The following is a 14,467-nucleotide window of genomic DNA, read 5'->3' on the forward strand; positions in this document are numbered from 1 at the left end:
AGCTGTTAGACCTCGACTATGAACGACGCGTTCTACTCTTCCCTCGGCCAGGGCTGGCCGCAGGTGGCCAACCTCGCGCTGGCCTTCATCCTGACCTCGCTGATCGGCCTGGAGCGGCGGGCCAAGAACAAGAGCGCGGGTCTGCGCACCCACGCGCTGGTGGGGCTGGGCGCCGCGCTCTTCATGCTGGTCAGCAAGTACGGCTTCGCCGATCTGATGGGCATGGAGGACATCTCCATCGATCCGTCCCGGGTCGCGGCGCAGGTCGTCTCCGGCGTCGGGTTCCTCGGCGGTGGCGTCATCTTCCTGCGCCGTGACGTGGTGCGCGGGCTGACGACGGCGGCGATCGTATGGGTCTCGGCCGCGGTCGGGATGGCCTGCGGTGCGGGGCTGCCGCTGCTGGCCGTCGCGACGGTGGCCATGCACTTCCTCACCGTGTGGGGCTTCACCAAGGTCAGCGACCGGCTGCCGGGAGCGGTGCCGGGCCATCTGCGGCTCACCTACGAGGAGGGGCGGGGTGTGTTGCGCAACGCGCTGTCGCTGTGCACGGAGCGCGGTTTCGTGGTGACCGAGACCAACGTCGAGCAGGTGGGGGAGCCGCGGCCGGAGCTGACCAAGCTCACCCTCGCGGTGTCCGGCTCCGGCTCGGTGCCGGAGCTGGTGGGCGAGCTGATGGAGGTGCCCGGGGTGCTGGCGGTCAACGGGCGCGCCGTCTCCGGATCGCACGACGCGGACTGAACAGGACGCCGACTGAACAGGACGCGGACTGAACAGGACGCGGACTGAACAGGACGCGGACTGAACAGGACGTGGGCCGAGTACGGGGCGGGGACCGGGCATTCCGTATCGCTCAGATGTTCGCTTCCGGGGTCCGGCCAGGTTTCCTTCGGCCCGCCACGGAAACCCCGAGGGTGACACCGCGAGCCGAAGGGGGCTGAGCACATGAACGCGGACGTCATCGGGACGGCCATGGACGTCGCCGCCCGTGACCATCTGGTGGGTCTGGTTCCCGGGATCATCGGGCTGTTGATCGTGGCCGCGCTGATCGGCGCCGTCTGGCTCGGCATCCGGATCAAGAACCGTGAGCCCGAACCGCCCGAGCCCGACGAGCAGCCGCACCTGCCCGACGGCGGCCCGGTCCAGGAGGTCACGGAGAACCGCGAGCCGGACGAGATGCCCCGCGACGGGGTCCGTCGGCTGCCGCACAGCGGTGTGCACGACCAGGGCGACCGCGAGCACCACCCCGGCGAGCCGCCGACGCGCAAGAAGTGGGAGCCGGGCAAGAGCGGATCCTTCGGCAGCGGCGGCCCCGGCTGACCCCGGATCGAGTGCCGACGCCGATGGCTGCCCGCTCCGGGAGAAGGCGGACGGCCAGGGCGCCTGGAAGCAGATCCTGAGCGCACAGCGCCCCGCGCTCACCCTTGAGAGGGTGGAGCGCGGGGCGCTGTGCGCTCAGTCGTCGGGGGTGAGCAGCGCCGCGAGCGGCCCGGTGATGTCCGAACGGGTCGGTGGGGTGGCCGCGGCGAGGGAGTGCAGCAGCAGGCCGTCGAGGACGCGGGAGAGTGCCCGGGCCGTGCGCTCGTCGGTGTGTGCGCCCAGTACCTGACGCTCGGTCTCGGCGTACAGCAGTGCCGAGTCGCGCAGTTCGGGTCTGCGCATGGCGGCGGCCGACAGTTCGAAGGAGAGGACCAGCGCGCCGCGGTCGTCCCGCAGCAGCGTCTCCACCAGGTCGGCCAGCGCCTCCACCAGTCCGGCACGGGAGATCTCGCCCAGTTCCGCCCCCCAGGTGCGCAGCCGGCGTGCGTAGCGCTCGCTGAGCCTGCGGGTGGCCGCGTCGAGCAGGTCGTCGAGGGTGGCGAAGTAGTAGGTCGTGGAGCCGAGCGGGACGTCCGCCTCGCGGGCGACCGCGCGGTGGCTGAGCCCCGCGATGCCGTGCTCCAGCAGGATCCGCTCGGTGGCCGCCATGATCCGCTCCCGGCGCCCGGGGTCGGCCGGCCCTCGCTTGGCTCCCATCGGCACTGCCCGTCTTTCTCCGTTCCGGCGGTTTTTGTGTACCCTAGTACACAGATTTATGTACGTCCGTACACAAAATGCCCGGCGCCGCGGCCGCCGGGGCCGGACCGTCCCGCCGCACCACGTACGAGCGACGCCGCACGAACGCAAGAACGGAGAAACCGAGCCATGGCGCAGGACATGACCGTGAGGGCCGGCCCCCGGGAGTGGGCCGGCCTGCTGATCCTCACCCTGCCCGTGCTGCTGATCGCGATAGACCTCACGGTCCTCGGCTTCGCCGTTCCCGCGCTCAGCGAGGACCTCGCCCCCTCCAGCACCCAACTGCTGTGGCTCGTGGACATCTACTCCTTCGTCCTCGCCGGGCTGCTGGTGACCATGGGGACCCTCGGCGACCGAATAGGCAGGCGCAAGCTGCTGATGATCGGCTGCGCCGGGTTCGGCGTCGCCTCCGCGCTCGCCGCCTACGCCCCCAGCGCGGGCACGCTCATCGCGGCCCGCGTCCTGCTCGGCGTGGCGGGCGCGACGCTGATGCCCTCCACCCTCTCGCTGCTGCGCAACATGTTCCGCGACGAGCGCCAGCGGATGGTCGCCGTCGCCGCCTGGGGCTCGGCCTTCAGCGCCGGTTCGGCACTCGGCCCCGTCGTCGGCGGGCTGCTGCTGGAGCACTTCTGGTGGGGCTCGGTCTTCCTGATCAACCTTCCGCTGGTACTGCTCGCCCTGGCCGGGCTGCCGCTGCTGGTGCCCGAGACCAAGGACCCCAGGCCGGGCCGCTTCGACCTGCTCAGCGCGGCCCTCACCCTGCTGACGGTGCTGCCGGCCGTCTACGCCGTCAAGACGTTCGCACACGGCGACCAACTGAGGGCCGTGCCGTTCCTCGCCGTGGGGCTGGCCTTCGGCGCCGTGTTCGTACGGCGCCAGCGCACCCTCGCCGACCCGCTGATCGACATCTCGCTCTTCCGTATCCGGCACTTCTCCGCCGCGATCGTCACCAATGTGCTCGTGATCTTCGTGATGGCCGGATCGCTCTTCTTCATCCCGCAGTTCCTGCAACTGTCCGAGGGCCTCTCACCGCTGCGTGGCGGAGTGATGCTGCTGCCCGGCGCCGCCCTCTCGGTCGCCTCCGGATTCTTCGCCGCCGCCGCGGCCCGGCGCACCGGCATACGGCAGCTGATCACCGCCGGGCTGGCGACCGCGGCGCTCGGCTTCGCGGCACTGACCGCGCTGCCGCTGGGGCACGGGGTGGCCGTCGTCGTCCTCGCCTTCTGCCTGGTGAGTCTGGGCGTGGGCACAGTGATGACGCTGACCAACAGCATGGTGCTGGCCACCGTTCCGCCCGAGCGGGCGGGCGCCGCCTCGGCCGTCTCGGAGACCGGTATAGAGCTGGGCGGCGCGCTCGGCGTCGCCGTGCTGGGCAGCGTGCTCTCCTCCGCGTACCGGATGGGCCTCGACCCGGTGGACGGGGTGCCGGCGCGTGTGCTGGACGCCGCCCGCGAGACGCTCGGCAACGCGCTGGCCGCCGCCACGCGGCTGGGCGGCGGCCCCGGCGAGGCACTGGTCGCCGAGGCCAGGTCCGCCTTCTCGCGCGGTGTCCAGATCACCGGGCTGGCCGGTGCGGCACTGCTCGCGGTCGCCGCCGTGCTGGCCTGGGTGCTGCTGCGCCCCCGGCCCGGGAAGGACGGCGGCGAGGCCGTGGTCCCCGACCGTTCCGGGCGCCCGGAGCGGGAGGCGGCCACCTCCCCGCACGGCTGAGGCCCTCTCGCGCCGCCCGGAAAAGCACCCGTCCTGGGGACGGGGCGCTGCGACGAACGGCCCAAGCCGCCCGCGTGCCGCGCCCGTGCGACGCCTCTGACGCCGCGCACGGGCGCACGATCGTGCCATGACTCAGGTCGTACGAAAGAGACGGGCAGCCGTGCCGCTGGCTGCGCTGGTGTGTGCGGCGGTGCTCGCCGCCGGTGCGCCACAGGCCGCGGGCACCGCTCCCGCCCAGGGCGCTGCCGAGGCCGCGCAGCCACTGCCCGCCCGGATCGCCTCGCTCTACCGGGAGGCCGCAGCTGCCTCGGCGCGCTACGAGGCCGCCCACCGCAGGACAGCAGTGCAACGGGCGGCGGTCGCCCGGGCCGCACGGGCCGTCAGCAGAGGGGAGGAGCGGCTGCGGCGGCTGCACCGGCAGCTCGGCGCGGTGGCCCGTCGGCAGTACCAGCAGGGCGGCTGGGCCCCGGCCACCCGGCTGCTGATGACCAGCACCCCGGACACCCTGCTGGACAAGCTCCGCACGCAGCGCCAGGGCGACCTCGCCTTCCGGCGGCTGCTGCACACCACGAAGACCACCCAGCACGACCTGGTGCGGGACCGGGAGCGCCGGCGGACCCAGCTGGGCGAACTGAAGGCCGAAACCGAGCGGCAGCGGCGCGCCAAGCGCCTCGTCGAACGGCGGCTGGCGCAGGCCAGGGAGCGGATGCAGGAGGCACGGGAGGAACGCGCGGCACGGGCCGCCGGGCCGATCTCGCGCGCGGCACTGCGGGCCGAGCCGGCCTCCGGGGGCTGCGCCTACAGCCCGCCGGGCGAGCGCCGGGCGGCCGGCAGCGGGAAGTGGGTGGCGCCGGTCAAGGGCTACACGCTCTCGGCGGGCTTCGCCTCCTCGGGCAAGCGCTGGTCGAACAGCCATACGGGCCAGGACTTCGCGGTGGAGGTCGGCACCCCGGTGAGGGCCGTCGGCGCGGGCACCGTCGTCAAGACGAACTGCGGCGGCCCCTTCGGCAACCACCTCGTCATCAGGCACCCCAACGGCTACTACACGCAGTACGCGCATCTGTCGAGCATCCAGGTCAAGCCGGGCGATCATGTACGGGCGGGGGAGCAGATCGGCCTCTCCGGCAACACCGGCAACTCCACGGGCCCGCACCTGCACTTCGAGGTCCGGGTCACCCCCGAGGTCGGCTCGGGTATCGACCCGGTGCCGTGGCTGCGCAGCCGCGGGGTGGATGTCTGAGCTGCCCGCGACGGCGTTTCGCGCGCGGGGGCTCCTTCGGTTTTCCATCGTTGGAAAACCGCGCTCGTCGAAGGACATGGCGACAGGCCCCCGCCCGCGACCGCTTTCCCGGTCCCGGCCCCCGCCCCCGGCCCCTCACCCGTCGGGGCGGCCCAGCGTGCTCTCCCGCTCCAGGAGCCGGAAGCCCGGCCGCAGTTGCCGGGGGCCCTCGGGAGCGCCGGCCCCGCCACCGATGCGGAGCACCACCGACTCCACGGCCAGCCGGGCTATCGCCCGCTTGTCCGGCGCCACCGTCGTGAGCGACACCATGCCGTACCGGCCCTCCGTCAGATCGTCGAACCCCACCACCGCCACGTCCTGCGGCACCCGCAACCCGCGCTCGGCCAACAGCCGCATCGCCCCGATGGCCACGAGGTCGTTGTAGGCGAAGACCGCGTCCGGTCGCTGCCCGGAGTCCAGCAGCGCCGCCATCGCCGCGGCCCCGTCCGCGCGGTCCCACCCCTCCACCCGTCCCACCAGTGCGTCGTCCGCGGCGAGGCCGGACGCCGCCAGCTCCGTCTGCCAGCCCAGCAGCCGCAGATGCGCGGGCCTGCTGGGCCGGTCGCGGCGGGCGCCGACGAAGGCGATGCGGCGCCGACCGATGTCCAGCAGGTGCCGCACGGCGGTGCGGGCCGCCGCCACGTTGTCGATCGCGATGTGGTCGTAGGGCAGGTCGTAGCGTCGCTCGCCGATCAGCACGAGAGGCACCTCGTCGGTGCGCGCCGCCAGGTCCTCGGCCTCCAGTTCCAGCGGGTTGAGGATCAGACCGTCGATGACCCGGGTGCGGAAGCCCTGGGCGACCAGGAGTTCGCGGTCGCGGCGGCCCTGGGTGTGATCGAGCAGCACCGTGTAGTCGTGCTCGGCGGCGGCGTCGACCACGGCTCCGGCCAGTTCGGCGAAGTAGGGGTTGCCCAGTTCGGGCACGGCGAGGGCGAGGATGCCCGTACGGCCTTTGCGCAGATGGCGGGCTGTGGGGTTGGGCCGGTAGCCGAGCGCGTCGATGGCCTGCTGCACCTTGTGCCGGGTGGCGGGCGTGACGTGCTGGTAGTTGTTCACCACGTTCGAGACGGTCTTGACCGAGACGCCCGCGTGCTCGGCCACGTCCTTGAGGCTCACCCTCACCCGTGCCCAACTCCCCCCGCTCGCTGCCCGCTCCGTGCCCGGTTCGGCTGCCGCCGTCGCGTACCTGGACAGGGTCCGGCATGCGTGCTGTCATGCCAACTGTCCCCGTTTCCAACGTTGTACAAGCCGACGGGGCACCCACAAGGACCGCACGGAGAAGTACCACAGGGCACAGTCCGCACCCACACGTGGCACACCTCACCCGGAGGTACCGTGAGACGCGCACAACCCTGGTCAGCGGCCGTCATCGCCGCCTCAGCCCTTCTCGCCCTCCTCGCCGTGCTCGGCGCCCCACCGGGATCCGCCGCCACGGCCTCGGCCGCGGCACCCGCCGCCCAGCCGCCCGAGGCGCACGGCCTCAAGGGCGAGTACTGGACCCAGTCGGCGCCCGGCGCCTACGACTTCGGCACCCTCAAGGCCACCGCCTTCGACCCGGGCCTCGACTTCGACGACCTCGAACCGCGGCTGAAGGAACGTACCGGCAGCGCCGATCACGCCAGCGTCCGCTGGACCGGCCGGCTCACCCCGGAGCGGACGGGCAGCCACACCTTCCACATCACCGGGGACAACGGCTTCCGTATGTGGCTCGACGGCCGGCTCGTCATCGACCACTGGGTCCCCGACTGGGACAAGGAGCAGAACTCCGAGCCCGTCGAGCTGACGGCGGGCAAGTCCTACGACCTCAAGGTCGAGTACTTCGAGGAGTGGGGCGGCTCCAACCTCCATGTGCGCTGGACCCCGCCCGGCGGTACGAAGACGGCCGTCCCCCGGTCGGCCTTCACCCTCCCGGAGGGCTTCGACTACGACGGCCCCACCGAGGTGCAGGTGCGCGAGTCCGGTCGCACGCTGGAACTCGGCTTCGCCCAGGAGCTCGCAGCGCCACCCGCCCGGCTGCGCGACCACCTCAAGGCCGTCATCGGTGGCGCCACCTGGCCGCTGGGCGAGATACGCCGCGCCCCCGACGACCCGCGTACGCTGCTGGTCGCGCTGCCCGAACCGGTCGTGGGCCAGGGCGGCACGGCCGACGTCCGCTACGACGGAGAGGGCGGGCTGACCGGCACCGACGACCGGCCGGTCGGTGCGTTCTGGACGTCCGGCGACAACAGGTCGCAGTACCAGCTCAAGACCGAGTGGGCCGAGGAGGTCCGCCCCGGCAACGCGCTGCCCGAGTACCCGCGCCCGCAGCTCAAGCGCGACCGGTGGCGCAACCTCAACGGCACCTGGCAGTTCGCCGCGGCCGAGAAGGGCGAGCGGCCGCCGCTGGGCCGGCACAAGAGGCTGGCCGAGAAGATCCTGGTCCCCTACCCCGTCGAGTCGCAGCTGTCCGGAGTGGAGCGCCACGAGGAGCGGATGTGGTACAAGCGGTCGTTCACCGTGCCGAGGAGCTGGAAGGTGGGCGCACACGGCTCCGGCGAGCGACTGAAGCTGCACTTCGACGCCGTCGACTGGCAGGCCACCGTCTACGTCAACGGGAAGCGCGTCGCCGCGCACAAGGGCGGCTACGACCGCTTCACCGTCGATGTCACCGACGCTCTGCGCCCCGGACGGCACCAGGAACTGGTCGTCGGCGTCCACGACCCGACCGACTCCCCGGACGGCCCCAACCCGCCCGTCGGCAAACAGCGGCTCGACCCCGAGGGCATCTGGTACACGCCGTCGTCGGGGATCTGGCAGACGGTGTGGATGGAACCGGTGGCGGCCGACCACGTCGCCGACGTCAAGACCACACCCGACCTGGACGGCGAGCAGGTCGCGGTCACGGCGCGCGGCGTGCGGGACGGGGTGCCCGTCACAGCGGTCGCCTACGACGGTGAGCGCGAGGTCGGCCGGGCCACCGGCAGCGGGAGCGAGCCGTTCCGGGTCCCGGTGCCCGATCCGCACCTGTGGTCGCCCGACGACCCGCACCTGTACACCCTTGAGGTGAAGGTGGGCAAGGGGCGGTCGGCGGACGTCGTCGAGAGCTACTTCGGTATGCGGGAGATCTCTGTCGAGACCGTCGACGGCAAGCGGCGCATGGTGCTCAACGGCAAACCCGTCTTCTCGATGGCAACCCTCGACCAGGGCTTCTGGCCCGACGGGCTGCACACGGCACCGACGGACGAAGCTCTCGCCTCCGATCTGCGCCGCCACAAGGAAATGGGGTTCAACTCGGTCCGCAAGCACATCAAGGTCGAGCCCGACCGCTGGTTCCACCACGCGGACCGACTGGGCCTGCTGGTGTGGCAGGACATGCCGTCCATGCGCTCCGACCGGAGGCCGGACAGCGCGGCGCGGACCCAGTACGAGCACGAGCTGAAGCAGCTGATCCAGCAGCACGACAGCCATCCCTCGGTGATCATGTGGGTCACCTTCAACGAGGGCTGGGGCCAGTACGACCAGGCGCGGATCGCCGACTACGCGAAGGAACTCGACCCCTCGCGGCTCGTGAACAACATGAGCGGGCACAACTGCTGCGGCGCCGTCGACGGCGGCAACGGCGACGTGTCCGACGCGCACGGCTACCCCGGTGCCCAACTGCCCTCGCCGGACGGCAAGCGGGCGCTGGTGAGCGGCGAATACGGCGGGCTCGGACTCGCCGTACCCGGCCATGCCTGGCCCGTGCGGCACACCTATGTGGGCGTCGAGAAGGAGAAGTTCACCGACGAATACCTGGCCGAACTGGAGGATGTCGAGCGCTTCGCCGCCTGCGACGGCAGCAGCGGCGCCGTCTACACCCAGATCGCCGACGTGGAGGGCGAACTGAACGGGCTGCTGACCTACGACAGAAAGGTCGTCAAGCCGGATGTGGAGCGGATCGAGGCCGCGCACCGGAAACTGATCGAGGGCGCCGCCGACGGCACCCTCGCCTGCGACCGCTGAACCGATGCCGAGAGGGGCGCGCCCCGGTCGAGGGCGCGCCCCGAAGCGGCGCCGGCGACCGCGCCCGCACCCGCACCGGCCTCGGGCCGTCCCCACCGGCCCGGCAGCGGACCAGGATCCCGGAGCTGAGCCGGGTCTGAGCCGGCTCCCGAGCAGGCTCCGCGGCAGGATCGGCGGCCCGTGGGTACGCCGCCGGACAGGGGACCGGCGGGCCCTGACGGCGACGCGGAGCGCGCGGCGGACTCAGGAGCGGACGGCTTCGTGCGCCCTGCTCCAGTTGGCCCGGAGCCTGCGCAGATAGGAGCGGGCCGTGCGGCCCGGCCGCACCCCGCGTGCGAAGGCGAGCATGTTGCCCGCGCCCGCGTTGTATCCGAGGGCCAGCAGCTCGTCGCGGGACAGACCGCCGCCCGCGCTGCCCCCGGTACCGAGCCGCGCGGCGAGGTCGTGCAGATGCCAGGCGGCGGCGCGCAGCGCGAGATCGCGGTCGTCGGGCAGCTCCTCCCAGCGGCGGGAGGCGAAGTCGCGGCCCTGCTTGGTGGCGTCGAAGGCCGCCCGGTGCATGTTGGCGACGCCGAACGAGGAGCCCGTCTTGAGCCGCTGCCAGCAGCGCTCCAGCGCGGGGACGTGCGGTTTGTACGCCTCGTTGCACAGGATCGCCATCAGCAGCTGCGGGTTGATGCCCGCCTGCTTCGCGTGCTCGCGCACCTGGGCGGCGTACCGGGCCGGGTCGTACCGGACGCCTCGCCCCGCGGGGATCCGGGACGCCGCGCCCTTGCCGACCCGCGCCGTGCCCCACAGGAGGAGCACCACAAGTGGCGGCACCCACCGCCGCCACGGCTTGCCGCCCTCGGCCCCGCTCATCCGCACCTCCACCACACTGCCGTCCACAGCGACACCGCTCCCGGTCTCCCGTGGTCGCGGACCGGGCCGCTTCTCGTTCTTCTTCCGATCTTCGCTGACACCGCACCGGATGACCGGGTACCGTCCCTGCTCACCATCCGTACGATCAACGTGCGCGCGCGGGGGCGGTGGTGCCCGGTGTGCGCGCAGTACGCGGGAGGCCGCCACGTGGACCCCACCCACGACGTACGCCCCAGGCTGCGGGCGGACGCGCTGTTCACGGCGACCGACGACGGTGTCCTCCTCCAGTACCCAGAAGGGCGGTTCGTACTCAAAGGGCGTACCGCTTACCGGTGGATGTGCCGCCTCGCACCGCATCTGACCGGCGCCCACACGCTGGCCGAACTGTGCCACGGGCTGCCCGAGGAGCGCCGCGCCACCGTCACCGCGATGGTGCGTACCCTGCTGGCGCGCGGGGTGGTACGTGACGTACGGCCCGACGGCTCCCCGCCCGGACAGGCGAGTTCGCCTCTCCTTCCCGAGGCCGTCCGCGACCGCTTCGCCGACCAGCTCGCCTACCTCGACCACCAACTCGGTCCGGGTGCGGCCACCGCCTTCGCCCGCTTTCGCGCCACCCGGGTGCTGATTGCGGGTCACGGCGCGACGGCCGAGAGCTGCGCCGTGACCCTGCTGCGCAACGGACTGCGGACCGTCTCACTCACCGGCCCGTACCAACAGCCGCCCCGCCAACTCCTGCTGGAGCGCGACGCGTTGCGCGCCGCGGGGTGTGACGTGGAGGTGGAGATGCTCGCGGCGGGGGAGAACAGCGGTGGGCCCAGGGAGACGGAAGGCGCCGCGGAACTCGTCGTCGCCTGCGGTACGGGACACGGCGAACTCGCCCGCCGCAACCGCATGGCGCTCGACGGCGGCCCCGCACTGCTGCCACTGACGGTGCTGGACGGCGCGGCCCTGCTCGGGCCGCTGGTGCACGGGCGCGGCGACAGCGACGGTGGTGGCGACCACGACGACGGTGACGGCGGTGACGACGGCGGGGGAACCGGCGGCGGTGGGCAGGCCGCGGGCTGCTGGCAGTGCGCCGTGCTGCGGCTCGCCGCGAACCTGGAGCCGATGGACTCCGCGGCGCTGCTGCGGGCCGTGCACACGGAGCGGTCAGCCGCCGGTCCGGCCACTCAGCTCGACCGTATGCTCGGCACGACGCTCGCCTTCGAGGTCTTCCGGTACCGCACGGGCGCACTGCCGGCGGAGTGCGCCGGCGCCCTCGTCCTCCAGGACCGCACGACCCTGGCGACCTCGCGGGAGACCTTGCTCGCCCACCCGGACTGCGCGGCGTGCGGCCGGATACCGAGTACGGCGCGGGCCGGGACGAGCGGACAGGCCGGCCCAGGGGCCGGGGACCGGGCCGGCCCGGCGGGGGCGGCGGAGCTGTTCGGCACGTACGCGGGGGTCTTCCGGCGCTACGCCGACGACGCGCTGCCGCAGTCACCGGTACGCGCCGCCCGGATCGAGGTCGCGGCGCCCGGGCCGTCCGCCGTACCTTTCCGCTCCGTCACCGCATTCGCCCTCGACACCCAGGCGGACGCCACAACCGCGGCCCGGTACCGGGCCGCGCTGGTCTACGTGAGGCTGCTGCACGCGCACGGCCTGCCACGCAGCTCCGCGCAGTACCTCGCGGACGGGACGGTGGAGCGGGTGCCCGGCGCCGAGCTGAGCAACTGGAGCGGCCTGGGCGGCATCGGCGGCACGGTGGAGCCGGTCGGGCCCGACGAGCACGCTGCCGAAGAGCCGTGGCTGACGGCGTGGGAGTGGGAGCCGGGACAGGGCACGTTCGATGGGCACGGCCGGACCGTCGCCGTCCCGGCGGCTGCCGTGCACCCCGGCGGGGCGGTCGATCGGGACGGCCGCTTCGAACCGGGCGGCGCCGGTGCCGGAGCGGGTGCCACCCTCGACGCGGCCGCCAGGAGAGGCTTGTTGGCCGCGCTCGCCCACCAGGGCGTCGTTGCGGCGCTGCGCGCAGAAGCCGCGCCCCGGATGCTTCCGCGGCAGCCCGTGGACGCGGCTGCCGCAGAGGACTGCGGATTCCTCCTCCGCGCCGCCGCGCGCTTCGACCGGCGCGTCACGCTGGTCGAACTCCCCGGCGCCGCACCCGCGCACGCCGTCGTCGCGCTCGCCGAAAACGGCCCCGCCGCCCACATCGCCGAGGCGTTCGGCTACGGCACCACCCGCGCCGAGGCCGTCGCCCATGCCCTCCGCGATCTGGTCGGCACCTTGCAACTGGCGGCGCACGGCCACCAGGCGGACCTGGGCGACCCCCTGGTGCCCGGTGTCGACGCACAGGCCCTGGTCGCGATGGCCGGACCCGGTGCGGGGCTGGAGTCCACCGAGGAGCCGGGCGCAGGAGAGCGCGCGGCGGCACGGGCGCCGGACGGGCGGGGGAAGGCAGCGCTGGTCGTGGTGACGACCCCTCCCGATCTGCGCGCGGGCGGTGTGGAGACCGTACGCGTACTGCTGCGCCGGCCGCGGGAGGCAGCGCAGTGACGACCGCCACCGACAGTCTGCCGGAGGCCGACCGGCTGCGCGTCGAGCGCGCGCTGACCTCCCGTCTGCAGGACTCCCCGGGGCAGCCGGTGTCCGTCCAGGTACGGCTGCTGGGGACGCGCGACGCCTACACGGAGCCGGACCGGCTGCCGGATCCCGCACCCGGTACGACACTTGTCCCCGTCCAACTGCACGGCGGATACGCCCTGCTGGGTCCGCTCGGTCCGCCGCAGCCATCGCAGGGCCGTCCGTGCTTCCACTGCCTGGCGACCCGCTGGCAGGCTCTGCGCCCCGCCGTCGAGCGCGATGCGCTGGAGCTCCGGCCGGATGTCCGCGTCCATGCGGCGGCCCCGAACCCGTATCTGACCCCCTTCGCCCTCGACATGCTCGCCCACTTGGCGGGGGCCGCACTTGGGACCGCGAGCCGGGAGGAGCCGACCGTGCCCGGCACCGGAACCGGCACCGGCACCGGCACCGGAACCGTGTACCGGCTCGCGCTCGACACCCTCCGGGTGGAGCGTGTCCGGCTGCTCGCCGACCCCGCGTGTCCCCGGTGCGGGGCAGGGGAGGGGGTCGAGGAGGGGGCGGCCCGGGGCCCGGCGCGGAGCGCCGTCCGGCTGCGGCCCGGTCTCGTCCCGCGCCCCGGCACGTCACGGCTGCTCAGCGCCGCCGAGGCCGTGCCGAAGCGGGTCGCCGAAGCGCTCGCCAACCCCGTCTGCGGTGCGCTCGGCACGGGGGTACGACCGGACCGGGAGGCGGCCAACACCGCGCCGGCCGGCGGTCGCTTCGCGGTGCGCGGCACACCCCGCCTCATGGACGTCCACTGGAGCGGGCACGCCGACACCTACCGGGCCAGCGCGGCTCTCGCACTGTGCGAGGGGCTGGAGCGGCTGGCGGGGCTGCGCGACGGCGGCCCCGGGCGCATCCGGGCCGCTCGTTCGGCGCTGCGCCACCCGTCCGTGGACCCGCGCGAGTGCGGACTTCCCCCGGCGGCGTTCTTCGACGGCGCGCCGCCGCACTTCGCACCGTACGACGAGGACCTGGTGCTGCCGTGGCTGTGGGGCTGGTCGCTGCGGGACGAGCGGCCGGTGCTGGTTCCCGAGCAGTTGGTGCACTACCGGCTGGCCGGTCCCGGCCCGTTCTTCGCAGCCGAGACCTCCAACGGCTGCGCGGGCGGCTCGTGCGTGGAGGAGGCCGTGCTGCACGGGCTGCTGGAGGTCGTGGAGCGGGACGCGTTCCTGGCCGCCTGGCTCGGGCGGGCCCGGCTGCCGCAGATCGCGGTGGACGGCCGCCGGTCCGCCACGACACTGCACCTCGCCGACCGGATGCGGCGCGGCGGCTATCGGCTCCGGCTCCTGGACAACCGCATCGATCTGCCGGTTCCCGTCGTGACCGCCGTCGCGACCCGCGAGGACGGCGGACCGGGGGCGCTGTGCCTGTCGTCCGCCGCCGCGCTCGACCCGGAGCGCGCCGCCGAGTCGGCCGTACGCGAGGTCGCCAGCTATCTGTCGGGCTTCCCCGAGCGCACGCTGCGGAATCTGGACCGGCTGCGCGCCATGGCGCAGGACTTCTCCCTGGTGCGTGAGCTTTCCGAGCACGCCGCGCTGTACGGTCTGCCGGAGATGGAACGGCACGCCGCGTTCCTCCTCGGGCCGGACGAGCGGTCGCGACCCTCGGCAGCGGCCTTCGGGGGCCCAGCCGCGCCGCCCGCCGGCGATCTGTCCGCCGCCGTGCGGCACTGCCGTGACCTGCTGGCCGCACGGGGCTTCGACACGGTCGTCGTCGACCAGACGGGGCCCGAGCAGCGGGCGGTCGGGACGCGTGTGGTGCGGGTGCTGGTACCCGGGCTGCTCCCGCTCGACTTCGGGGCCCGGCGGCACCGGGCCCCCGGTATGGCCAGGGCCCGCACCGCGCTGCGCAGCGCCGGGCTGCGTGCCGACGATCTGACGGCGGCGGAGCTCAACCCGGCTCCGCACCCGTTCATGTGAGGGGGGAAGAGGTGCCCGACAGCCGACGGCCGGGGCCGGGGCCGGGAGGAGCCGACCACCG

General features: G+C 73.5%; 10 protein-coding genes. 7 read left to right on the top strand and 3 right to left on the bottom strand.

Annotated features, from left to right (window positions below; genetic code table 11):
- Positions 1-18: 18 nt before the first annotated feature.
- Together KBY19_RS14735 and KBY19_RS14740 are read left to right on the top strand one after the other, a co-directional pair.
- Positions 19-738: an MgtC/SapB family protein gene (locus KBY19_RS14735; protein ID WP_099879129.1), complete on the top strand. Its 720-nt coding sequence runs from the start codon at positions 19-21 to the stop codon at positions 736-738.
- Between the two features lie 204 nt (positions 739-942).
- The gene (locus tag KBY19_RS14740) at positions 943-1,317 is read left to right on the top strand and encodes a DUF6479 family protein (RefSeq protein WP_099879127.1); all 375 of its coding nucleotides are present in this window, start codon (positions 943-945) and stop codon (positions 1,315-1,317) included.
- A gap of 135 nt (positions 1,318-1,452) precedes the next feature.
- Here the strand turns inward: KBY19_RS14740 and KBY19_RS14745 are convergent, their stop codons facing one another.
- Positions 1,453-2,013 (bottom strand): TetR/AcrR family transcriptional regulator, encoded by a 561-nt coding sequence (locus KBY19_RS14745; RefSeq protein ID WP_210965927.1) that lies wholly within the window; start codon positions 2,011-2,013, stop codon positions 1,453-1,455.
- Between the two features lie 168 nt (positions 2,014-2,181).
- On the opposite strand from KBY19_RS14745, the gene KBY19_RS14750 reads away from it, so the two are divergent.
- Positions 2,182-3,762, top strand: coding sequence for an MFS transporter (locus tag KBY19_RS14750; RefSeq protein WP_099879122.1), 1,581 nt, complete (start codon positions 2,182-2,184; stop codon positions 3,760-3,762).
- Positions 3,763-3,889: 127 nt separating this feature from the next.
- Complete coding sequence (locus tag KBY19_RS14755) at positions 3,890-5,002, top strand: M23 family metallopeptidase (protein WP_221505936.1); 1,113 nt, start codon at positions 3,890-3,892, stop codon at positions 5,000-5,002.
- 135 nt (positions 5,003-5,137) lie between these two features.
- On the opposite strand, the gene KBY19_RS14760 is transcribed toward KBY19_RS14755, so the two are convergent.
- A complete protein-coding gene (locus KBY19_RS14760; RefSeq protein WP_099879120.1) occupies positions 5,138-6,163 on the bottom strand; it encodes a LacI family DNA-binding transcriptional regulator in 1,026 nt (341 codons plus the stop codon).
- Between the two features lie 213 nt (positions 6,164-6,376).
- Between KBY19_RS14760 and KBY19_RS14765 the strand changes: the two genes are divergently transcribed.
- Positions 6,377-9,022, top strand: coding sequence for a PA14 domain-containing protein (locus KBY19_RS14765; RefSeq protein ID WP_210965928.1), 2,646 nt, complete (start codon positions 6,377-6,379; stop codon positions 9,020-9,022).
- Between the two features lie 243 nt (positions 9,023-9,265).
- Here the strand turns inward: KBY19_RS14765 and KBY19_RS14770 are convergent, their stop codons facing one another.
- The gene (locus KBY19_RS14770; RefSeq protein ID WP_180289579.1) at positions 9,266-9,910 is read right to left on the bottom strand and encodes a lytic transglycosylase domain-containing protein; all 645 of its coding nucleotides are present in this window, start codon (positions 9,908-9,910) and stop codon (positions 9,266-9,268) included.
- 180 nt (positions 9,911-10,090) lie between these two features.
- On the opposite strand from KBY19_RS14770, the gene KBY19_RS14775 reads away from it, so the two are divergent.
- Positions 10,091-12,418, top strand: coding sequence for a TOMM precursor leader peptide-binding protein (locus KBY19_RS14775; protein WP_210965929.1), 2,328 nt, complete (start codon positions 10,091-10,093; stop codon positions 12,416-12,418).
- On the top strand, positions 12,415-14,406 hold the full coding sequence (locus tag KBY19_RS14780) for a TOMM precursor leader peptide-binding protein (RefSeq protein WP_210965930.1): 1,992 nt from the start codon (positions 12,415-12,417) through the stop codon (positions 14,404-14,406). The genes KBY19_RS14775 and KBY19_RS14780 overlap by 4 nt, the downstream gene beginning before the upstream one ends.
- The last annotated feature ends 61 nt before the right edge of the window (positions 14,407-14,467 follow it).

Source organism: Streptomyces sp. B15 (assembly GCF_018070605.1).
GTDB classification, from domain to species: domain Bacteria; phylum Actinomycetota; class Actinomycetes; order Streptomycetales; family Streptomycetaceae; genus Streptomyces; species Streptomyces smyrnaeus.

What these genes read in the sequence shown, in the direction of transcription:
- KBY19_RS14735 (WP_099879129.1), top strand. Translation starts at nt 19, where the DNA reads ATGAACGACGCGTTCTACTCTTCCCTCGGCCAGGGCTGGCCGCAGGTG.
- KBY19_RS14740 (WP_099879127.1), top strand. Translation starts at nt 943, where the DNA reads ATGAACGCGGACGTCATCGGGACGGCCATGGACGTCGCCGCCCGTGAC.
- KBY19_RS14745 (WP_210965927.1), bottom strand. Translation starts at nt 2,013, where the DNA reads ATGGGAGCCAAGCGAGGGCCGGCCGACCCCGGGCGCCGGGAGCGGATC.
- KBY19_RS14750 (WP_099879122.1), top strand. Translation starts at nt 2,182, where the DNA reads ATGGCGCAGGACATGACCGTGAGGGCCGGCCCCCGGGAGTGGGCCGGC.
- KBY19_RS14755 (WP_221505936.1), top strand. Translation starts at nt 3,890, where the DNA reads ATGACTCAGGTCGTACGAAAGAGACGGGCAGCCGTGCCGCTGGCTGCG.